This window comes from Microcoleus sp. Pol12B4 (assembly GCF_036701385.1).
Taxonomy (GTDB): Bacteria; Cyanobacteriota; Cyanobacteriia; order Cyanobacteriales; family Microcoleaceae; genus Microcoleus.
The window spans coordinates 29,367-52,130 of the sequence record NZ_JAUBQR010000003.1 but is presented as its reverse complement, the minus strand read 5'-3'; the positions used below and the strand labels follow the sequence as shown (position 1 = coordinate 52,130).

Genomic DNA, 22,764 nt, shown 5'->3' with positions numbered 1-22,764 from the left:
GGGCCTGTAACGGCACTGGTGGCGGTGGCGGTGACGGTGATGGCGGTTGTTCCTGCTTCTGTGCCTGCGTTACTGCTAACTGAAAGGTTGACGTTGGGGAAGTCGTTGTCAGTAATCGCAATATCTTGAGTAGTGGTTGTTCCCAACACTATCCCCGCCGTAGGATTGCTGATAGTTAGAGTTGCAGTTTCGCTTCCTTCAATTAACGTATCATCAAGAACTGTAAATGTAACTGTTCCTGTAGTTTGTCCGCTGGGAATGGTGATGGTTGTGCCGCTGAGGTTGTAGTCGCCAGGGGCTATACCTGTTCCTGCTACGCCTAAGTCAACGGTTTGAGGGCCTGTAACGGCACTGGTGGCGGTGGCGGTGACGGTGATGGCGGTTGTTCCTGCTTCTGTGCCTGCGTTACTGCTGACAGAGAGGTTGACGGGGTTGCCTAAAATCGTACCGTAAACATCGTTATTGTCTTGGTTATTGCCGACACCGTTGGTGGAGGTGGTGGCAGCGGGAGTGCCAGCTTGGTTGGCAGCGGTGTTGCCGGTGAAAGTTGCTCCCAATGAGGTGACAGTAGGTAGCGCGGTGGGCATTCCCTGGTTGTTGCCATTGGTGTTGGTGAGGGACTGCATGGCAAATATTGCCCCACCTTTGCCTTGACCTGAGCTGTCACCCGTGCCGCCGGTGGCTGAGTTGTTGTTGAAAGTGGTGCTATTCAGGGTTAAAGAGCCTTGGCGGATGAAGATAGCACCCCCAAGACCGGCACCACTGCCGCCACTACCTGGAAATTGTGCGGCGTTGCCACCCCCGAAACCGCCAAGACCGACAGTAATAGATCTGCTGCTGCCACCGCCGCCGCCATAGCCTCCCGCACCGCCCGGTGCCCCCGCCCCTCCATAGCCGCCGCCACCACCACCACCACCAAATCCGCCAGCGCCGCCAGCGCCGCCAGCGCCGCCAGCGCCACCGCCGCCGCCACCACCGCCGCCAAAGCCCCCTGTTCCGCCAGAGATGCCCCTACCACCTCCAATACCCCCCGTACCACCAGAGATTCCCCCCGCACCACCGGAGCCACCAGAACCAAACAGGATGCCATCGGCTCCGACGCCACCAAAGCCACCGCCACCCCCACCACTGTAGAGGCCACTGCCAGCTACAGCGTTACCGCCAATTGCCTGATTGCCAGCAAACGCAGTATTATTAAGTGCAACCGTGCCGTTATAAATGAACAAACCGCCACCCATCCCAGCAGCAGCACCAGCGGCAGTATCACCTTTTCCGCCATTACCACCTTGGGCGCGCCCCCCCGAAATAGTCATGTTAGAGAAACTGACGATTCCCGAATTGACAAAGAAGGGACGAACATCACCCGCATCATTGGTGCTGTTGTTATTGATATCCCCGCTTACGATGAAACCGCCACCAATAAAGGCAATATTGCTGTCAAGGGGAACATTAGGAGTTCCTGTAAATCGGACATTTGTTTGGATAGTAATAGTGTCATCGCCACCTGCGGCATTCGCATCTAAAATTGCTTTGCTCAATGTGCCTGCTACAGTGCCGGTGCCATCATCGGTTGCCGCTGTGACATCAAAGTTAGCCAGTGTATAGTCATAATCTTCCATCGCCTGCCGATTAAGCGGCACGGCGGATTCAATCTGGCCCGTTACTATTTCTAAATCCCAGTCGCCGCCTTTAACTGCATTTCCTGTTAAGTCGTTAGAGGCTGCGACATCTGCACCTGTGAGTTCACTCAACCGCTTGACAAAATTATTGCCAGTTTCTCCGGCGGCTACATCGCATCCATAAAGTAGGATATCTCCGTTCTCTGTCAGAGCCTTTCCCCACTGTTTTAGCTGAGTGTTAAAATTTTCGAGGTCATTCCCCTTGAGTACGTCTGCACCAAGTTTTAAACTGCCTTGGTTGCCGTGAGAAACTACATGAACAGCTTCAATGCCACTTTCACTAGCCAGTGCTTGGGTAATTTGTTCAATGCCACTACGCTTGTCATCTAAAATGACTATTTTGGCGTTAGCATCTGCGCCCTCTATCAAGTTTTGATAATTCTGTACAGAAGAGTCAACGAAAATAATTTGCTTGTTGGCGGTTGATGACTTCATAATTACTTAAATCCTTGATATCTATGGTTTACATTTAAGTTTCGATCCCCCTCGCATCCCCCTTAAAAAGGGGGGCTTTGAACGCTATTCCTCCTTTTTAACGGGGGTTAGGGGGGATCTAGAGGCTAAGGTTTTGCGGTTTATTGAGTTTTCGCTACAATCGCACTAGCACGACTATTTGTTGAATCTGTCCAAAAAGATAAGCCATCAAATCGCTCAAACAAGTCGGGGGGTAAAATTGTTTTTCTCGGTTTAAACTCGACTTGAGCACGCACTTGATGTAACCCTTGTGTTTTCAGCTTATTATCAAATTCTGGCTCGTGATATTGAACATTCTCGAAATCATGCTCAAAAGGCTCTTCGCCAAGAAATTGATAAATCAGCGACATGGTTTTAGCCGGCTTTATGGTTAATAAATCGTAATCTACCAGTAGAAGAGATCCACTCTGTTCGCTATAAAATGCTTCTTTAAGAGCGTTATAAGCATAACCCACTAAACGCGAACCTTGGCTTAATGCTTCGGTACGGCTATAAACTGTAGCCCGTTCCGCTGGATTATTAAATAACCTGGAAACATCAAAGGCATTGCGCCGAATTAGTAGCTCAATGCTATCCATAATCCAAGCAATGTTTCTGACACAACAGATGACTTTTGCTTCGGGAAATAGTTCCAGAATTAATGGCAACTTGCTGCACCAAAGACGATTGGTGTCGAAGATCACTTCTTTTTCAGCTTGCGGGTGGTAATAGGCTGAAAAGATGCTCATAATCAGTGCCCGTTTTTGTTCAGGGGAAATGAACACGGAAAACTCATTATCTTCGCTCATGGCTTCCAACATTCTCTCCACTAAACCCCCGACTGGGCTAGTCATAGCAGCGTGAAAGCGGGGATTTTGCCGGAGTAATGCTACGAGTAAAGTAGAACCCGATCGGGGTAGTCCTGATATGAAGTGGGCTTTCACTGACCTCGCCTGGGAAGGGGTTTGTACAATTTAGATGCAAGGTAACGGTATCATCTTAAATATATATCTTTTTCTTATAACATATTTTTATTTAACATTTCGCAACACAACATCCAAATTTACGATATCTTTACCATCTAGACATTGTGGGTTGATTTTCCCTATCTCTATCATTGCTTCCGGCCTCTGCCTCTGTAAAGTCGGAAAAGTCGGAAAGTCGGATCTTTGCCATGAGGAAATAATTTAGATCTCCAAGGGAGGCTGTGGGTATAAGGGTATATTTTTTAAAATAATTTTATTTTTCCTGTTTGCCAGCCAGCAGTAAGGTTGATGATATTTTACAATCTAGACATCGCCTTTGTTAATTACTTTGGAACTTTAACCGCAGATGGTGGCGGATGAACGCGGATTAGGATACAGTTTGTTTCGTCACCTCAACATAAATATGTTCTAACCGCACCGGATACCGAGCGATTGAATCAATAGAAATCCCATCGAACAGCAAAATAATCTCTTTTAATTCTAAACGTTCCGGCAGCCAAAAAGCCAAATCGCTACCGTAGCGGCGGGGAATGAAACTGTATTGTTTAGCACGGGCGATGACTTCAGCTTCTTCGTCGGTTTTTACCACGATAATTTCTTGAGCAGGAATCAGTTTTTGCAACTCCTCCAAACTGCCCTCAGCCACAATACTGCCATTCTTTAAAATCCCAATTCTGTGACACAGCCGCTCCGCTTCATCCAACAAATGAGTTGTCAGCAAAATTGTAATTCCTTCCGATTGCAAGCGCTGAATTAACTCCCAAATTTCATAGCGAGCCTCAATATCTAAACCTGTTGTCGGTTCATCTAAAATGACTAATTTAGGCTGGTGTACCAAAGCTACCGCAATATTCAAACGGCGCTGCATTCCTCCGCTCAAAGTTTCCACCGGGCTTGTTGCTCTATCTGTCAAATTTACTGCTTTCAAACAGTTTCTTACTTGATAGCGTCGCTGTTTGCGCTCTAAGCCGTAAATTTGAGCAAAAAAATTGAGGTTTTCTTCGCAGCTAAGGCTTTTGTAAAGCAAATTTTCTTGAGGCGCTACACCGATTAAGGATTTTGTAGAGTCGGAAACAGGTTCGCCATTAATATAAACTTGACCGCTGTCGGCATTTAACAAATTACATAAAATATTGATAGTTGTAGTTTTGCCCGCTCCGTTTGGCCCGAGCAAACCGTAAATTTCTCCCGATTGAATGTGCAGTGTTAAATCTTTAAGCACTGAACGCTCGCCATAAGACTTATTTAGCTTTTCAATTTGCAGCACTGCTTTAATTCTCCGTATTATTTTATATATTTACGGTTGTTTCTGAACGATTAAACCGCAGAGAGCGCAGAGGGCGCAGAGGAAGAGAAGAGAGAGATGAATAATTACGACATAATGAGATTGTTTTAAAGTCTTCTTTCTACTCTCAGCATCCTGCGGTAAGAAAGCCATCCACCTGCAATCATGGCAATAGAAAATATGAATAAATACCAAAAGTGTTCTGCAATATCAGCCAAATCTTTGCCCTCAGCCCACACGCCCATCAGCGCTTCGTTCATGTGATAAATTGGATTGTACTGGGCGAGTTCCAGCAGACTTTTGGGAAACAGCGAAGTCGGTAAGAATGCGCCTCCTAAAATCAACAAAGGAACGCCGAAAGCGGCTACTAGCGAGTTGACATCTTCAGTGCGCCTCGCAAACTGGGTGCCGAGAATAAAGCCTACACCTACATAAGATACAATACTGAGCAGAATAATCGCAGCTCCTAACAGGATAGAGCCTTGAAATTGTGCTCCTAAAAAAGAGGCGATCGTGTATACTAAAATTACCTGACCGAGGCCGATGCAACTGTGAGCCAGGAAAATTCCTAAAAAGTAGGAAGTGCCGCTCAGCGGGGAAATAAACAAGCGTTTGAGGGTATGCTGTTCTCGCTCTGCTACTACTGTTGCTACGCTACCACCGAGACAGCTAAAAAATAAAGCTGCTCCTACTAAGCTTGCAGGTGCAGCAACTTCAAAGGCTTTTGCTGTGCTGAGATTAGCGCGTTCTTTTAAAATTAAACCGTTAATTAGCAAGATAGAAACTGGAAAAATACTCCACAAGACTAAGCTGCGTCGCCGCCTCCCCAATTCAATTAAAATTCGCTGTGCTACTGCGAGCGTTTCGTACCAGTATTTCATAAGAAATCTATTAGTATTGTTAGAATTGGGAATGGGTAATGACGCCACCAGATATCATACCATAGAGGTGCAAATAAGTTTAAATTTCAATAAAAAACCCGCCTGCGCGGGTTTTGTGATTTTAGGGGAATAGGTTTTAACACCAGTAAAAAAAAGCATGGAACTGTAACAAATTCCAAATCCATATCTAATCAGTTATTCCCTATCGAAAACCGAAAATCGTATAACTTGTCGCCTCTGTCGCTGCTCTCAATTAATACTAAAGTTCTTACCTCTGTAGCATCCTTGAAAGGAAGTTAAACTGGTGCCGTTTTTCTGTTCCAATTTAGTAACGAGGGAGGAAGTATTGGAACTGCCAGCGGCAGCATCCCACTTGTAGATAAAGTCGCCGAGATTGTCTCCGGTTTCTTCGTAGCTGTGCTCTTCTACCGGAATTCCCGAAACTCCTGAAACAGTTTGGTTGTGGTATCCGTTAACGATGATTTTTTCGATAACTGCGCCCGGTTCTGCGCTAATGTTCCACTGCACAGGTTCGTAGGCTGAAAGTGCGAGAATTATTGGCTTGTTTCGGCGTTCTACTTTAACTTCGATCGCACTTTTTGATAAATCTCGGTTCTTGTGATCCGCATTAGCTTCGTAAACGCCTATTAAATGAAGTTCTTTATTTCCGCTTGAGGAACCGATATAAGCAGAAAAATCGTCGGAACCGCCAAGCCCGCAGTTGGCGCCAGAACTAATTGGAGAAATAAAAGCTGTTTTTTCGGCTAGTTTCTGCTGCACGGCCGGTACTACCCACAATCCGGTTCCGATGCCTAAAGCACCTATCAAAGCAGCCGCGATACTGAAAGGAAGGGCATTTGTGAGGTTGCGAACAACTGGTTTGGCTGTTAGTTGAGATAGCGTTTGCTGCCAAGTTTCACCAGTTCGATCGGCATTCCCGCCATCGAGACAAGCCAATAAACCTAAACTTTCCGGCTGTTCGAGCAGACTTTGAACAGTTTTCCCTTCGCCGACGTAGAGATTTCTAGTTTCTGTGTCTAAAAGCAGCCAGTAGCGATCGCCCTCGCCGAGGTTGTACTCTTGTACCGCAGGATCGACTAAATCGTGCTGCAAAAACACCAGCCAAGCCATATTATTGCCAGTGGCGACTGTTTTGCCGTCGCTGGATATAAGTTGGTCGATGTCGGGCTCCCAGCGCCAAGCTACCCAGCGACTATCTCCTCGATAGCCGAGGGATTTTTCAAGTTGCGGATGAGCGGTTATTTCTAAGCGTTGAACTAAGTTTGACACTAGATGTCCTCCTCAAGTGCGATCGGGTCTAGAGCAATTTTGTTCCAATTTAAAACAAATATTTTGCTCATGAAGAGCCTCCGAATAATCCGGTTACTTTTGTCTGGCTAATGTTATCAGCCGGTACTTTCCAAACCACACTGGCTTAACAAAAATATGCCTGTTTAATGGCTTAGCTTGAGAACTTGGAGCTGGCGAGCACCCGCCTGGTAAGAATTTTAACCTGTGCAGATAACTAATCCTGTTACAGATTAAAGGTGGCTATCTATCACTGCTTCTACCTGGTTGTCCAGTTTTAAAAGAGTGCTTGGCTGATAGCGTCTACAAGTTCTTAGCTTAACTTTTATTTCGCTACTCTGCTACAAAATATGCCGATCGCACCTGACATCAATATTACCCAGGCAAATAAATATTCCGGCTTTCTCGCGGGTGAAATATCCCTGAAAAAGAGACGGTTTCCGAGAAACCCGGTTTCTGTGATGAAAGTTCTGACACTTCGCCGATTACTGGCGGGGGCCATCAATCGCATCTCTAGTCGGTGCCACACCTCCGGGGCTAAAGGAACTCGGCGGCACTCTCGGAAGATTGAGATTGGGATTGGGAACTAAATCGCCGTTGCTGTCGCCAGCAGTTCCACCCGTGGGAGACGCACTATTATTGGGATTGGTATTCGGCGAAGTTCCCGGAGTGGCATTATTGGGAGTGATATAGGGCGAACTTCCCGGATTGAGATTATTAGGATTGGTACTCGGTGAACTTCCCGGGTTGGCATTGGGAGTACCTGCGGGCGAAGTTCCCGGATTGGCAGTGTTGGGAGTACCTGCGGGCGAAGTTCCCGGATTCTGATTATTCTGATTGTTGGGATTTGCCGTGCCTGTTGGAGTAGTTATCGGGGTGCCGACAGCATCTCTGGTGATGGCGTTGGGGTTCGGGGGAGGAGGCGGAGAAGTGCCTGCATTGGGGTTATTTGCAGGAGCATTGGCGGGGTTGCCTGCAACCGGATTAGTGTTTTGGGGAGCAGAATTGCTGCCGCACAAGCTGACTAAATCAAAAGTTGTGCCGCCTCGCGTTTCGATAAAGCAAACCGGCACATTTACTTCCGGGTTTGAGGCTCTGGGAAAATCGGCTGTTCCCGGCATGGGACGGCTAAAGGCAGCTTCAGCCATCAGTGGGGTCAAGGCCGCCGATAGAGCGGCGATTGTTCGCAATAATCTCATCAGCGTTTCCTCAAATGTATAATTTTATTTTCTCCAGTATTGCCCATAAATTGCCAAGTGTCGTCACTCTAAAAGCCGATCGATCTTTTTGACAACTGCTTCTACAGGGCCACCGCTGGCTGAAACATCTCGCGAACGCAGAAAGTACAGGTAGAAAAAGGCTTAGTGCAACAGTCGCGCATCCGTTGCCCTTCTTCCTTGATATTTTTAGTACCGAATTCGCGGGTCAACGTAAGCATTCAAAATATCAATTACAATGCTGGCAATTACGACAATTGCCGCAAAAAACACCACTATACCTTGAACAGTTGGATAATCCCGCAAGCTAATCGCTTCGTAAAGGCGATTTGCCAACCCCGGCCAAGAAAAAGTAACCTCTGTTAAAATAGCACCGCCCAACAGTGCAGCAAAAGTCAATCCTAAGACAGTAATCACCGGAATTAGCGCATTTTTCAGAGCGTGAGCCCATAAAATTTGCAATTCTGGAATGCCTCTAGCTCTAGCTGCTTCGACATAATCTGCTTGCAAAGTTTGCTTGAGATTCACTCTGACAATGCGCTCGAAAATGCCGCTCAAAAGAATCCCCAACGTTAAACTTGGAAGTGCCAAATAATGCAAACTTGTGAGAAACTGACCAGGGTTAGCGCTCAGGAGACTGTCAATAGTGTATAGTCCTGTGTACCCTTCGGGGGCGGGGAATGTGACGGGAAAGCGAGTTCCCAAAGGAAACCATCCCAACTGCACTGCGAAAATTAATTGCAAAACCATGCCGGCCCAAAAAGCCGGCAGCGAGTAAGTGATAATGCCAAACAAACGGCCGACAGCATCAAAAATAGTGTTGGGGCGAGATGCTGCTAAGGAACCGATACTGATGCCGACAATTAAAGCTATGGCCATGCTACAAACTGCTAATTCCACTGTAGCGGGGAAATAGTCTCCGATAATTTGCCACACGGTTTGTCCGCGAGTGGTGATGGAGGTTCCCAAGTCGAAACTCAACAAGTCTTTCATGTATTTGAGATATTGCTGCCACAGGGGTGCGTCGAGGCCGAGTTGAGTTCGCATTGCTTCTTTGGCGGCTGCGGGAGCTCGTGAGCCGAGAATGGCATCTATGGGGTCGCCCGGAGTGGCCCGCAACAATAAAAATACTGCTGTGGTGATTGTCCACAACATTAGCGGTGCGAGGAGCAAGCGGAGAAAAATATAAGATTGCAGGGCTTTGGAACGAGACATAATATTTGGGAATTGCCAATTGCGAAGTCATTAGTCATTAGCCAGATGTTGAAGACATCAGACAGATGGAAGGTAGAAGCTGGCTGGAAGAAACAGATATTTTATATCTGCGACTTCCGTGGCGCGAATCAGGGGAATTGGGAATTGCGAATAGACAGTTGAGTTGATTTTTGCGAAAAAGTCGATCGACTTTTTCGCAATTGGTGATTTTCCTATTCGCCCAGCAGCGATTCAAATGCAGCTTGCAAAGACTTGATATCGCCTACTCTGGCTACTAACAAGTTTTCGCGGCCGGCATCCTCCAGCCTGTGTCTCCAATACTGGATGCTATCGGAGTTGTTCATCCAGAAACTAATCACGGTGTCTACAACTCGATCGACATCCCAGCCCCGGTAAGGAGAAACTGTCTCCACGGATGCCACAAACGCATCGAGAGTACACTTCCAGTTTCCCAAGTATTCTACACCCGACGGCTGCTGTTGTTTCAGCAATTCCTGCTGCTGGTTAAAAAATGTTAAAGTTGGAGATACGCCCAGGATTTCAAATGTATAGTTCATGTCATCCTCCAGAAGTATTATTTTGCCAAAAGATTGAGAATCCAAAAAAGCCAAAAACGCTTTAATTTGCTGCTTTTGATGGAATGCAGATGCTTCAATTATCCTCTTGGTACTCGATGGCTTACGCCCCGCTACGCTAAGAGATTTTGGCGACTTATCTTATTAATAGCAAATTTTTTAACAGCCGATTGTCACAGATTTTACATTTGTCCTGAGACTGTAGAAAAAAAATAAAATAAATTTTTTATTAACTAGGCGTAAGGAAGACAATGCCTGCTCGGAGAAAGTGAGACCTTTTAGATTTAAAAGTTTAGATTAAAAAATTGAATAATTGGCAATGACTGATGACAGCCAGAGTGTGGAACACAGGCCTAAAGTAGTTTTTTTTTATGGAGTGTGACTTTTTGACCGGGAGTCCCTAGAGCGATCGCCACATTCTGGCAAGTAGTGGCATGATTAATATTACAAGTTTTTACACTAGCGGTGCAAACCTCAGCCCTGTTTTGAGCGGCAGATCACCGCACTTCACTATTGCTGTACGACTTTGTAACTTATATCTAGGGCATCTTTTAAACGACAAACGATAGGCAAACCCGGTAGGTGTCACAATATTGATGTTATTGAAAAGTCTGAGCAGTTGTGTGATGAAAAGCTCGCCCAAGATGTCACTGAGCCTAGTTTTGTTGATACCGCTGGTGGTACAAATCTCCGTAGCAGTCGGCGTGACTGGATGGCTGTCGTTTCGCAACGGCCAGAAAGCCGTCAATGACTTGGCTACGAGGTTAAGCTTGGAAGTTGCAGCGAGGACGAAAGAAAATTTCCGCAGTTTTGGGGATGTGTCTCATTTATTCCTGCAAATGAATACTGCTGCGATCGCCTCTGGAAACTTAGACCCGGAAGACTTGCCTAACTTAGAGCGCTATCTGTGGAACCAGACCAAGCTGAGCGATCGAAATACAACCATCTACTACGGCGACGAACAGGGCAGATTCGTCTTGCTCAAGCGAGAAGCAGAACACTTAGTATACATCAGAGACGAATCAACCGCTCCAAACCGCCAAATTTATCGCCTAGATAGCCAAGGAAATCGCACTGAGCTAATCAAAACCGTCCCCTATGACCCCCGTACTAGACCGTGGTACAAAGCTGCCAAACAGTCAGGCAAAGCCACTTGGTCTCCCATCTACGTCTTCGCAGCACCGCCAGTGCTGGGGATTACGCCGGTGATGCCTATTTACAATGAAACAGGAAACCTGCGGGGGGTATTGGCAATTGACCTGACTCTTTCTCAAATCAGCGATTTTCTCAAAAGCATCAAAATTAGCCCGTCAGGACAAGTTTTTGCGATCGAACGCACCGGGGAAATAGTCGCCAGTTCCACAGACGAATTGCCCTTTGTCACCGACAAAGGCGAACAAAAACGGCTGTTGGCGACACAGAGCAAAAATTTGCTAATTCGATCGTCTTCCACATACTTGCAACAACGATTTGGTAGTTTTAAACAAATTGACAGCAAAGGACAGTTTACCTTCGAGATAGACGGCAAACGTCAATTTATTACCGTTGCTCCCCTGCAAGACGGTCGTGGCCTCGATTGGCTGATTGTAGTCGCAATCCCGGAAGCAGACTTTATGGAGCAAATTAACGCCAACACTCGCACAACTATCTTATTGTGCTTTTTTGCCTTCGTACTGGCGATCGCACTGGGAATTTTTACCACTCGCTGGGTTGTCAAACCGATTACCCGATTGCTGGAAGCTTCCAAAGCTTTAAGAAAAATGTCCGAGTCATCCGACTTCACCTCCGCAGAATTAAACGGGGAAGTCGAAGTTCAAGGCGTCAAAGAACTCGGCCTTCTAGCTCACTCTTTCAATCAAATGGCCAGACAATTGCGATCGTCTTTTGTTGCCCTAGAACAAACCAACTCTAGTTTAGAACAGCGAGTAGCAGAGCGGACGGCCGAACTCGAAGCTGCTGAAGCAGAATTGCGGGCTTTGTTTGCAGCCATGAACGAATTAATTATAGTGGTGGACTCCACTGGTCGCTACTTAAAAATCGCGCCTACAAATATTGCTCTGCTCTACAAACCAGCCGAAGAATTAGTTGGCAAAACAGTCGGAGAGCTGTTTCCCCAAGCTACAGCCGACAATTTTCTCCACCATATTCGAGCAGCTTTAGATACTCAGCAAACTGTCAGCATCGAGTACGATTTAACCATTGATGACCGCGAAGTTTGTTTTGCCACCAGCATTTCGCCACTTTCAGAAGAATCCGTAATTTGCGTAATCCGCGACATTACCGAACAGAAGCGAGCCGAATCGGCGCGACGCCAAAGGCAAAAACAATTGCTCAAACAAAATACGGTTTTGGTAGAACTGGCAAGAAATAAAGCGCTGTATCGAGGCGATTTGCAAGTAGCTTTGAGGCAAATAACCGAAGCGGCCGCTCATACCCTAGATGCAGAAGGAGCCGGAGCGTGGTTGTACGATGAAAGCCGATCGAAACTGCAATGTCTCGACCAATTTCACCGCAGCAGCCAACAGCATGAAGGATGTGCCGAACTCGCAGCAGCAGACTATCCAGCTTATTGTAAAGCTTTGGAAGAATACCGGACGATCGCAGCCGATGACGCTCTCTCAGATGTGAGAACCAGAGAATTTGTGGAATCTTACTTTACACAAATGGGTACTACATCAACCTTAGATGCGCCGGTGCGGCTGGGAGGACAAACAGTCGGAGTCATCTGTATCGAACAAGTGGGAACTACTCGCAACTGGACATTAGAAGAACAAAATTTTGCTGCTTCCCTGGCAGATTTGGTATCATTGGCGATCGAAGCCAGCGAGCGCGATCGTACACAAACCGCTTTGCTTCAAGCAGAACAAAAATATCGCAGCATCTTTGAAAATGCCGTCGAAGGCATTTTTCAAAGAACCCCCGAAGGCCAATTCTTGAGCGTAAATCCAGCTTTAGCGCGCATCTACGGCTACGCCACTCCCGAAGAATTAACATCAAATCTCACAAACATCAGACAGCAAGCTTACGTCAATCCTCAGCAGGGCGATAAGTTTATGCGGGTGATGGAAGAATTCGGAGAAATTTCGGGGTTTGAGTCAGAAGTTTACCGTGTTGATGGCAGCGTAATTTGGATTTCCGAAAGCGCGCGTGCAGTGTGCGACGCCAACGGCGAGGTACTCTACTATGAAGGCAGCGTCGAGGATATTAGCGATCGCAAAGTCTTTGAATCCGCCTTGCAACTCGCCCTAGAAGCAGCCGAAGCCGCTTCCACCGCAAAAAGCGCATTTTTGGCAAACATGAGCCACGAACTGCGAACACCTCTGAATGCGATCATCGGCTACAGCGAAATGCTCCAAGAAGAAACCGCAGAATTGGGTTACGATGAACTCACCCCAGATTTAGACAAAATTCGCACTTCCGGCAGACACTTGCTATCGCTAATTAACGACATTCTCGACATTTCTAAAATCGAAGCCGGCCGCATGGATCTTTACTTAGAAACCTTCGAGATCGCCGCCTTGATTGAAGAAGTAGCATCTACTGCGGCGCCGCTAATTGAGAAAAACGGCAACACTCTAAACTTGGATCAAATTAGCAATATCGGCACCATGCACGGTGACATTACGAAATTGCAGCAGATTTTATTAAATTTGCTGAGCAATGCCGCCAAATTCACTCAAAACGGTACAATTACCCTCACAGCTAGCCGAGAAAAGATTGGGGGTGGCAGCAGCGAAGCAAAACAAGAAAACACTTCTGAACCTACGGCGAATTCAGAATCTTCAATTGCTAGTAAAGAATTTTTAGTTGTGAATTGTATAGATACAGGAATTGGGATGACTCCCGACCAGTTGCAGCACATTTTCCAACCTTTTACCCAAGCAGACGCTTCCACCACCCGCAAATACGGCGGAACAGGTTTGGGACTAGCAATTAGCCAGCGTTTTTGTCTAATGATGGGTGGCAATATTTCCGTAAAAAGTCAGGAGGGTGTTGGTTCTACTTTTACCATTCGCTTGCCGATAAATCTGCAAAATTAGGGATTGTAACTGTTAAACCTGCTCGGGATGAAAAGTAAAAATTACTAACTCCCAATTACCTTTGAATGCTTCTCGGGTCGAGAGCATCCCGCAGCCCATCACCCAATAAATTAAAGGCCAACACAGTCAAAATAATCAGTATCGCCGGAGGCCAAACCAACCAAGGCTGCAACACTAAAATTGAAGCATTAGTAGACAGGGATAATAAATTTCCCCAAGAAGGATCGGGCTGTTGAATTCCCAAGCCAATTAAACTCAAAACCGACTCCGCCACAATAAAACCCGGAACCGACAAAGTAGCAGAAATAATTACATAAGTAGCAGTTTGTGGCAAAACGTGGCGGACAATAATATAAATTGGATTGGCGCCCATTGCCCGCGCCGCTTGCACGAATTCTAGCTGTTTAATTGACAGTACCTGACCGCGAATCACCCGCGCTAAACTCGCCCAACTGATAAATGAAGTAATCAGCACAATCAATATAAATCGTTGAGCACTTGTCAATCCCGGTGGCAATACTGCTGCTAGCGCTACTAATAAATAAAGACCGGGAATCGTCATCAATACTTCGGCGAAACGCATTAAAATACTATCAATCCAACTGCCGAAATAACCAGATATACCTCCGATTAACAATCCTAATGGAAAAGAAATAGCTATTCCTACTAAACCGATGCTGAGGCTAATTCTGCTGCCGTGTACTAGGCGACTGAATTGATCGCGAGCTTGTTCATCCGTGCCTAAAAGGTTAATTTGGCCCTCTCCTGTAGTGCCAAACAGGTGCCTGTCAAAAGGCAGAAATCCTAAAAACTTATAGGGGGAACCTTTGACAAACAAACCGAGAACAGATGGTTTTTGCCAGTCTACAATTACCTCGCGAGCGCCGGTATTCGCATCCACTGGGCCCTGAGTAGTCGGATAAACGTGGGGGCCGATAAACCGCCCATCTTGGCTGCTTAAATAAATCTGAGTTGGTGGCAGCAATGAAGCGTTTAATTGAGAGTCGTAGGGGTCGTAAGGTGCCACAAATTCGGCTAAAAGCGCGACTGTATAAAAAATTAACAGTAGCACGGCTCCTAACCGAGCTAGAGGATTGTTTCTAAGATTTTGCCACCAGTTCATAAGTTTTTAGGTTTGAGATTTTAAGTGGGTTAGTAATAAAGAATAAAGTTCTTTGTAGAGACTTTAGTCTTTTCTTAATGGACTCAGCAGCCAAAAGTTAATTTCTGACTTATAAAAGTTTTCATAATTGAATTACTTACTACAAAAATTAGACTACTTGTGTTCATCTCCGACCAAGATTATCCTAGTTTCATCTTCTGGTATTTTCCCCAATTCCTCGCCGCTAAAAGGATTGTAGAAAAACGAGCCTGTTTGGGGCGGCAATTTGGGATTGAGTACAATTTCTACTATACTTTTTACAACCCCAGTGAGCGGGATTGCTAAAATAACTCCCAACAATCCTCCAACTCTACCTCCTAAGAGCAAAGCTGTGAAAATAATTACCGGACTTAATCCGGTGAGATTGCCCATAATTCGGGGAGCTACTAAATTATCCTTGATTTGCTGAAGACCGATCGCCACTACCAACACTTGCAGCGCCAGCCACCAATCAATAAAGGCTACAATTATACTAACAGTGCCAATTCCCAAAGTTGCTCCAATAAACGGAATTATTTCCGTCAACCCTATAAACACGGCAAACAACAGAAAAAACGGAACTTGCAGCCACCAAAAAGCCAGGGTTAACGAGACAGCCATCAATAGTCCCAGCAATAACTGTCCCGATACAAATCGCTGGAGGTTTCGCTGCAAAGTCTCTGTTAAAACATAGCGAATGTCTGGGGAAAAAATACTGGTTAAACCCTGCCAAACTCTTTGCCCATCTAGGAGCATATAAAAGGAAATCACTACAATAAAAATCAAGTCCAAAAACCAGTTAACAGTACCGACAACCAAGCCTAAACTCGTACCTGCTAGCGTCTGCACTTGTTCCTGGACTTTTGCTGATAGCTGCTGCTCCAATATTTGCACGTTAAACGGCAAATTGCGCTCGGCACTCCATGCTTGAAATTCAGCTAGCTGCAGTCGCCCCGACTCCAGCAAATCCGGGAACCTCACCCCCAACTGGCTCGCTTGGCTGAACACGGGTGGCACAATAGTTAAACCGATTACTACTACTATCACACCCGCAGTTAAATAAACCAGCCCCGCAGCTACTCCCCGTGGCAAAAATACTTGCAGTCTTTTTACAGCATAATTTAATAAAAATGCAATCAGCCCCGCTGTTACTAAAATGCTGACCAGTTCCCCAACATAACTGACAGCAGTCAGGGTAAACCATCCCGTCACTAGCACTAGCAGCCAAGTAATTAGAAACTGTTGGAGGGGAGAAAAGAGACTATTCATTTTGATTTTTTTTAAAATAAAGTGGCACAACTTTTTCCGCAGATGTGCCGTATTATACAATAAACACATGAGAGTATAGATTAGGAATAATCACTTCAAGATTAGACTGACTTTTGCCAGCATTGATAGATAGGTGACGGCTCAGCCAGTTGGGGAGACACAAATGCCAGCCCGATCGACCCCACGATCCGAAATCACTCTAATATTCAGTATGCCCCACAGACCGATCAAATTAAATGTCGATCGTACAAACTCGGATCAATTCGCCATTGTAAGGTGAAAGGGCACCACACTCACCCAAAAGGGGGACGCGGGACTGCTGAGGCCATCCGCTAAAATGAATCAAATATAAAAACCGCAATCTTTCTTTACAATCAAAAAATCACAGGCTAATAACGGCGAGAGGAACTACCGTGACCAATCAAATTTTTTCAGAAGCGGAAGAAAAGCAACCCCTTCCCCCCGTGCAGAGCGGACGCGACAAGAACTCAGCAGTGGATGTACCTGAAAGTGGGGTCTCAGAACACTCTCGCTGGTCATTCTCCGGTGAGGAAGATGAACGAGAAGTTGCCCTAGAAGCTCCAGAAATGGAGGGGGAACAATCAGAAGAGTGGGAACCAGAAGCAACTGAAGTTGGGCCCCGTAAAGAAATCAGGTGGCCGGCCTTGTTGGCGGGCGCGGGGGTTGGCGTGGCTGCAACGCTGCTAGCAGTAAACTTGACTGGCGGCAAGCAGAGTTCACCTCCGGCAGCTCCAATTCCATCGGCAACTCAGCAGGCGACGGCTGCGACGGTGACAGTGGCGCCTGTGGAATCTGCCCAGGTGGGTGAAACTTTGGAAGCGACAGGCACGGTGGCAGCCTATGACTTGCTGCCGGTACTGCCACAAGCCAACGGTTTGCAAATCAAGCAGGTGTTGGTGAATGAAGGGGATGTGGTAGAAAAAGGTCAGACGATGGCGGTTTTGGACGATTCGGTGCTACGGTCGCAAATTGCCGAAGCGCTTGCGGGAGTACAATCGGCCAATTCTACGGTAGAACAAGCCGAAGCTCAGGTACAGCAAGCTCAGTCAGCCCAACAAGAAGCCCAAGCCGGCGTCGCTCAAGCCCAAGCTGGCGTTGAAAAAGCCATCGCTGACGCAGCGCAAGCCAAAACAGGGGTCGGGCAGGCAAGGGCAGGTGTGGAACAAGCTAAAGCCGGTGTTACTCAAGCCAAAGCAGGCATTGCCTCCGCTCAGGCTAAATTAGATCAAGCTCAAAGAGAAGTAAATCGCACCCAAGATTTGGCGACCCAGGGAGTAATTAGTCAGCAAGATTTAGAAAGACGCAAGACAGAGCGGCAGACTGCTGTTCAAGACTTGAACAAAGCTAAAGCTGACTTGAATACAGCTTTGGAAGAACAGAATAAAGCAGCGGAAGAAGTGCAATCTTCTCTGGCTAAAGTAGCTACTGCTGAAGCTAATATCAGTACGGCTAGAGCCGCTCTCGCCAGCGCTCGTGCAAAAGTGAATACGGCCGGAGCGAGTGTCAGCAGTGCCAGAGCAAATGTCGGAAATAACGCAGCAAGTGTCCGCAGCAATGATGCCCAAGTCAAACAGTTACAAACTCAACTAGAACAAACAATTGTTCGAGCGCCGGATAGTGGCACTGTGGCTGAAAGAATTGGTCGAGTTGGTGATGTTTCTTCGGGCAGTCAAAAACTTTTTTCGATTATTCGCGGCAACAAGCTGGAACTGCAATTGAAAGTACCGGAAACTCAGGTTTCGCAAGTCCGGCCGGGAACAGCAGTGCAAATTACTTCTGACTCTGACAAGCGGATTAAGTTGTCAGGAACTGTGCGAGAGATTTCGCCGCTAGTTGACCCGCAAAATCGACAAGCTACGGTGAAGATTGATTTGCCGGCAAGCGAGTTTTTGCGATCGGGAATGTTTTTGCGCGCATCTATTTCGACGGCAACAGCTCAAGGTTTAAAAGTGCCGGCTAAAGCTATTGTGCCGCAAGCTGACGGCAGTTCTATTGTTTATAAACTTGTGGGCGGGGACAAGGTACAGGCTCAACGAGTGGAAGTTGGGGAAATTTCCGGGGGTGCTGTGGGCGATTTGACTGCTGCTAAGGTGGTGGTTAAAAAGGGTTTGAAGGCGGGCGATCGAGTGGTTGTTTCTGGGACTGGTTTTCTTAAGGATGGCGCTGAGGTTAAGGTTGCTAAATAATTATTGGTTAGGGTTATTTAGAGTTAGGGTTATTTAGAGATTATTGCCTTTTTTTTACCGCAGATGAAGGTAGATTAACGCCGATGAACGCAGATAACCCCTGCCAATATTTCGATTACGCACCTGTACGGACATTGCATAATTAAAGCATAGTCAACATTCAACAATCACGGACGGTGTAACCGGAATTCATATCAATTATGTCTTTGGTAAATATCAGCGTCTAACTTTCTGGGATATCTGTTCGTAGCGGCAGCCTCACGGTAAACGTTGCCCCTTTTCCCTCACCCGCACTTGTGGCACTAACAGTACCGCCGTGGAGTTCTACTAAATGACGGACGATCGAGAGTCCTAGCCCCAATCCAGAGTCTCTGCGAGAGAAGCTACTATCAGCCTGACGGAAGCGATCGAACACATAGGGGAGAAAATCAGGGGGAATCCCTTTACCAGTATCGCTAACTTGGATTTGAGCGATTCCATCCATGTAGTCTAATGCGATGTCAATTCTTCCTCCGGCTGGGGTGAATTTAATCGCGTTTGAAAGTAGATTCCACACCACTTGTTGTAAGCGACTTGGATCGGCCAAAATCTTTGGTTTTAAAGGACTTAGCGTGGATTCAATTTGAATATTTTTGGCTTCTGCTGCGAAACGAATTACTCCGATCGCATTTTCAACCAGTGGATTGATCTCTATTTCAGAAGCATTCAGCCGAAATTGGCCTGTGGTAATCCGCGAAACGTCTAAGATGTCATCGATGAGCTGGTTTTGTGCTTTGGCGGCGCGCTCGATCGTTTTTAGCGCCTCCTGGGTTTTAGCCTCGTCAAATTTTTTCACGCGCAGCAACTGTGCCCAGCCAATCATCGCATTGAGCGGCGTCCGCAGTTCGTGAGAGAGGACGGACAAAAACTCATCTTTGATGCGGTTGGCATCCTCAGCAGCCGCACGAGCCGATTGTTCTTCCATCCGAAGGCTGCGTTCTGTCTCTAACTGTTTTTGCTCCGTGATATCCTCGATCGCCAACAGAATCATCTGTGTATCCCCGATCGGAGGCATTTTGCGGGCATTGAGCTGCATTATTTTATGCCCGATGTGCTCAAAGTCATGCTCGACTTCAAAATCTTTAAACTGGGGACTGCCTGCCAGAATTTCTTTGAGGAGCGATCGCAACTTGGGAATATTCCACTGTCCATTACCCAGATCGAAAAATGATCGGTGCTCAGTTTCGCTCGGCCTCACCTGAAACGTCTCGTAGAAAGAACGATTGGCGGTGAGCGCCTGCAGGTCTAGATTTAACACTAGCAATGGTTCCCGCACGGTTTCCACGATCGTTTCGGCGTAATTTTTCGCTTCCATCAAATGCTGGGCGCTCACTTTTAGCTCGTTGATATCCACCAACATCAGCACAGCCCCATCAATCTTGTGGTCGAGCGTCCGGTAGGGTCGAATATGCAGCTCGTACCAACGACCGTCTCGATCTTGAACCTCCTGAACTTTCAAATTGAGCGTGCGGATCACTCCTAAAATCCATTGCTCTAAGTCCGGTACTATCAACTTGTGAGTGATGTCGCTCAAACACCGCCCGATATCGGCAGAAATCAAGTTGAAGATGCCTTCAATTGCGGGAGTAAACCGGCGGATTCGCAGGTCATTTCCCAGCATCAGGATCGGAATATTGATGCTGGTCAGGAGATTCTCTAAATCGTTGCTCACCTCAGTCGATTCCAAATTGCGCCGCTGCAATTCGTCATTAATCGTGTTGAGTTCTTCATTGGTTGCCTGAATCTCTTCTTTCGCCGTTTCGAGTTCCTCATTCATGCTTTGCAACTCTTCGTTGCTTGACAAAATCTCTTCGTTGGCGGCTCTCAAATCTTGATTAGCGGCTTGATGTTCTTGGACGATCGCTCCGAGATGTTCTTTTGTAGTTTTCAGTTCCTCTAGCAGCCTTGCAATCTCCTCACTTTCACCCTGTGAAGCATCAGAGTTGACTCTATTCTCGTCAGCAGCAGGCATTGCAGAGATCGGGGACTCCTCTTGAAACAACACTAAAAAATAGTCTTTTGCCACAGCGCCGGCTTGGAATGGAATCACATTAATTCCGACCTGCCGGAGGCGAGCGCCGTCTTTTAGTTGGAAGCCAGTCCGTGCGATCGGCTGCTTGTGATGTGAGGCTTCTTGAATAGCAGTACGCAGTTCCACGCGCAATCCTTCTTTTGCCATTTTCAGCAGGCTAAAGCTCGCTCTACCGGGAGCCGGTTCTAGGTAGGCATTCGTCTGTCCTCGAAATTGCAGAATCTCGCTGGCTGTGTTAATCACGACCCCGACAGGAGAATAGTGATTCAAAACAATGCGATCGGCCTCTTTTTCCATTTCGATTTCCTCCAATCTTTCCGTGTGCTGCGCTGGTGGGTTGGGGGGTGTCAGAGGATAGTTGCTAGCATTTAAATCCATGCTAAGCCAATGCGTTACCTGTTTTTTAGTATAAATTTTATTCTTTTTATCGAATACCGCAAACAATATTGATGAAAACTCTCCAACCGTTTCCGAAGTGCCTAACAGCAAAAAGCCCGTGGGCGCAAGCCCATAGTGAAACATTGGCAGCAGTTTTTTCTGCAACATGGGTGTCAGATAGATCAGCACGTTCCGACAGGTAATCAAATCCATCCGCGAAAAGGGCGGATCGGCGATCAGGTTTTGTCTAGCAAAGACGCAGAGTTCGCGCACGGGCTTAGCGATTTGGTATCCGCCCTCGACTGGGACAAAGAACCGATTTAGGCGTTCGGGTGAAATATCGGCGACTTGGGCATGGGTATAAAACCCAGTGCGAGCGATCGCGATCGCATTTTCGCTGATGTCTGTGGCATAAATCTGAATCGGCAGGTTAGTAGATCGAGCTGCTAAAAACTCTAGCAAGCAGATCGCCATCGAGTAAGCTTCTTCACCCGTTGAACAGCCGGCAATCCAAATTCGGATCGGTTTTTTCGGCGATTTATCTTTGACGATTGCGGGAAAAACAGTGCTGCTTAAGGCCTCAAAGCTTTCTGGGTCGCGGAAAAAGCTGGTGACATGAATTAAGACATCGTGATACAGCGCCGTTACTTCTGCCGGGGTGTTTTGGAGATATTCGGCATAATTTTCGATCCGTTCCAGCTTGTAGAGCAACATCCGCCGATGTATCCGCCGCTTCAAGGTGGTTTGCTTGTAGTGAGTAAAGTCAACTCCTGTAGCTGCCCGCAGCAAACTGTAGATAATGGCGATCGCATCTTCGCTTGCGATCGCATCTTCGCTTGCGATCGCATCTTCGCTTGCGATCGCATCTTCGCTGCTGGTCGATTCTCTCGAAAGCCGATCGTTCATGTAGGGATGACGGCCGATCTCTGCTATTTTATAGGCTATTTTTTGCGGTGGCAAGATAAATTCTACCTGACCCGTAGCCACCGCAGTATTCGGCATACTGCTAACTTGTGCCGTATCTTCACATTGGGCAAAAGTAATACCGCCTGCGGCCTTAATCGCTTTTAACCCTTGGGCACCATCGCTGTCGCCCCCGGACAAAATGACGCCGATGGCTTTGTTCCCCCGTTCTTCGGCGAGGGAAAACAGAAAAATATCGACGGACATAAATACCCCCTTTCCTCTGCCGCGAGGCGTTAGCTTCAGCACTGATCGCTCGATGGTCATGCTGACATTCGGGGGGATAACGTAGACCTGATTCGGTGCTATGAGCATCCCATCTGTCACCTCATGCACGGGCATCAGGGTCGATCGAGCCAGAATCAAACTCAACCCACTTCCCTGATTCGGCAACATATGCTGAATTATTACAAACGCCATGCCGGTATCGATCGGCAAATGGCTCAGTAATTGGATAAAGGCTTCCAATCCACCCGCAGATGCTCCTATTGCGACTACAGGAAATAAGTCGTTTTGATTGTTCTGCGGCTTTCTATCAGCTTTGATACCAGCTTTAGGTCGAGATTTCTTGGGATACTTATTCTGACTCATTTTTTTTTACCAGATACCTTCCGGGCGGCGTATTATAGTTATATTGCCTTTATTTTTAATATATATATATATATATATATATATATATCAAAATGAATAATGAGTCATCTACCTGCCGATATAATATCTACGCGACCTCGGTGGGTGCGCTCAAGCGATTTTAAAATTCTTATTTTCGAGTTCTCCCTTTCCTAGCGGGGGACAAGATTGAAATGGGAAATCCCTTATAAATTATACTAATTGTACTGTTAAGAGCCGAGAATCAGTGAACTTTCCAGATTCTGCGATCGTAGCAATTATATGAATATTTGCGATCGAGTGGATTACCCCTCAATCCCTACTCATCAAGAAACTTCCAACCGGAATCTTTTGGGCCCTTCTCAAGCAATAGAACACCATACAGAACCGTAATTAATCTCGTTTTTAGGCAGGTTGTAGCGATTGCCGGCGGGATAGCTTCGCTTCACGCAAATTCGCTAGTGTCCCGTCGATATAAACTATCTCT

The 22,764-nt window shown here is 46.7% G+C and carries 13 protein-coding genes; 2 read left to right on the top strand and 11 right to left on the bottom strand.

The features are described 5' to 3' along the window. From QUA38_RS01205 to QUA38_RS01170, 8 genes are all read right to left on the bottom strand, one after another. Nucleotides 1–2,114, bottom strand: a 2,114-nt coding sequence (locus QUA38_RS01205; protein ID WP_333158486.1) for a DUF4347 domain-containing protein, incomplete at its 3' end; no start/stop codon positions are given. A gap of 140 nt (nucleotides 2,115–2,254) precedes the next feature. Beyond that, the gene (locus tag QUA38_RS01200) at nucleotides 2,255–3,076 is read right to left on the bottom strand and encodes a sulfotransferase (protein WP_333158483.1); all 822 of its coding nucleotides are present in this window, start codon (nucleotides 3,074–3,076) and stop codon (nucleotides 2,255–2,257) included. Nucleotides 3,077–3,485: 409 nt separating this feature from the next. Then, the gene (locus QUA38_RS01195; protein ID WP_333158481.1) at nucleotides 3,486–4,385 is read right to left on the bottom strand and encodes an ABC transporter ATP-binding protein; all 900 of its coding nucleotides are present in this window, start codon (nucleotides 4,383–4,385) and stop codon (nucleotides 3,486–3,488) included. 125 nt (nucleotides 4,386–4,510) lie between these two features. Further along, complete coding sequence (locus QUA38_RS01190; protein ID WP_333158479.1) at nucleotides 4,511–5,284, bottom strand: ABC transporter permease; 774 nt, start codon at nucleotides 5,282–5,284, stop codon at nucleotides 4,511–4,513. Between the two features lie 249 nt (nucleotides 5,285–5,533). Further along, nucleotides 5,534–6,574 (bottom strand): hypothetical protein, encoded by a 1,041-nt coding sequence (locus QUA38_RS01185; RefSeq protein WP_333158477.1) that lies wholly within the window; start codon nucleotides 6,572–6,574, stop codon nucleotides 5,534–5,536. Nucleotides 6,575–7,077: 503 nt separating this feature from the next. Beyond that, nucleotides 7,078–7,791 (bottom strand): hypothetical protein, encoded by a 714-nt coding sequence (locus tag QUA38_RS01180; protein ID WP_333158475.1) that lies wholly within the window; start codon nucleotides 7,789–7,791, stop codon nucleotides 7,078–7,080. A 207-nt stretch (nucleotides 7,792–7,998) separates the two neighbouring features. Then, nucleotides 7,999–9,024 (bottom strand): ABC transporter permease, encoded by a 1,026-nt coding sequence (locus tag QUA38_RS01175; RefSeq protein ID WP_333158473.1) that lies wholly within the window; start codon nucleotides 9,022–9,024, stop codon nucleotides 7,999–8,001. A 212-nt stretch (nucleotides 9,025–9,236) separates the two neighbouring features. Continuing rightward, entirely contained in the window at nucleotides 9,237–9,581 is a 345-nt protein-coding gene (locus tag QUA38_RS01170) for a hypothetical protein (RefSeq protein ID WP_333158471.1), read from the bottom strand. 644 nt (nucleotides 9,582–10,225) lie between these two features. Between QUA38_RS01170 and QUA38_RS01165 the strand changes: the two genes are divergently transcribed. Beyond that, complete coding sequence (locus QUA38_RS01165; RefSeq protein WP_333158469.1) at nucleotides 10,226–13,639, top strand: PAS domain S-box protein; 3,414 nt, start codon at nucleotides 10,226–10,228, stop codon at nucleotides 13,637–13,639. Nucleotides 13,640–13,694: 55 nt separating this feature from the next. Here the strand turns inward: QUA38_RS01165 and QUA38_RS01160 are convergent, their stop codons facing one another. After that, complete coding sequence (locus QUA38_RS01160) at nucleotides 13,695–14,762, bottom strand: ABC transporter permease (RefSeq protein ID WP_333158467.1); 1,068 nt, start codon at nucleotides 14,760–14,762, stop codon at nucleotides 13,695–13,697. 153 nt (nucleotides 14,763–14,915) lie between these two features. Next, nucleotides 14,916–16,049, bottom strand: coding sequence for an AI-2E family transporter (locus QUA38_RS01155; RefSeq protein ID WP_333158465.1), 1,134 nt, complete (start codon nucleotides 16,047–16,049; stop codon nucleotides 14,916–14,918). Between the two features lie 413 nt (nucleotides 16,050–16,462). On the opposite strand from QUA38_RS01155, the gene QUA38_RS01150 reads away from it, so the two are divergent. Further along, nucleotides 16,463–18,256, top strand: a complete 1,794-nt coding sequence (locus QUA38_RS01150) for an efflux RND transporter periplasmic adaptor subunit (protein ID WP_333158463.1) — start codon at nucleotides 16,463–16,465, stop codon at nucleotides 18,254–18,256. Between the two features lie 223 nt (nucleotides 18,257–18,479). Here QUA38_RS01150 and QUA38_RS01145 read toward each other — a convergent pair whose 3' ends face one another. Next, nucleotides 18,480–22,259, bottom strand: coding sequence for a chemotaxis protein CheB (locus QUA38_RS01145; RefSeq protein WP_333158461.1), 3,780 nt, complete (start codon nucleotides 22,257–22,259; stop codon nucleotides 18,480–18,482). Nucleotides 22,260–22,764: the final 505 nt, after the last annotated feature.

What these genes read in the sequence shown, in the direction of transcription:
- QUA38_RS01165 (WP_333158469.1), top strand. Translation starts at nt 10,226, where the DNA reads ATGAAAAGCTCGCCCAAGATGTCACTGAGCCTAGTTTTGTTGATACCG.
- QUA38_RS01175 (WP_333158473.1), bottom strand. Translation starts at nt 9,024, where the DNA reads ATGTCTCGTTCCAAAGCCCTGCAATCTTATATTTTTCTCCGCTTGCTC.
- QUA38_RS01190 (WP_333158479.1), bottom strand. Translation starts at nt 5,284, where the DNA reads ATGAAATACTGGTACGAAACGCTCGCAGTAGCACAGCGAATTTTAATT.
- QUA38_RS01145 (WP_333158461.1), bottom strand. Translation starts at nt 22,259, where the DNA reads ATGAGTCAGAATAAGTATCCCAAGAAATCTCGACCTAAAGCTGGTATC.
- QUA38_RS01160 (WP_333158467.1), bottom strand. Translation starts at nt 14,762, where the DNA reads ATGAACTGGTGGCAAAATCTTAGAAACAATCCTCTAGCTCGGTTAGGA.
- QUA38_RS01155 (WP_333158465.1), bottom strand. Translation starts at nt 16,049, where the DNA reads ATGAATAGTCTCTTTTCTCCCCTCCAACAGTTTCTAATTACTTGGCTG.
- QUA38_RS01170 (WP_333158471.1), bottom strand. Translation starts at nt 9,581, where the DNA reads ATGAACTATACATTTGAAATCCTGGGCGTATCTCCAACTTTAACATTT.
- QUA38_RS01180 (WP_333158475.1), bottom strand. Translation starts at nt 7,791, where the DNA reads ATGAGATTATTGCGAACAATCGCCGCTCTATCGGCGGCCTTGACCCCA.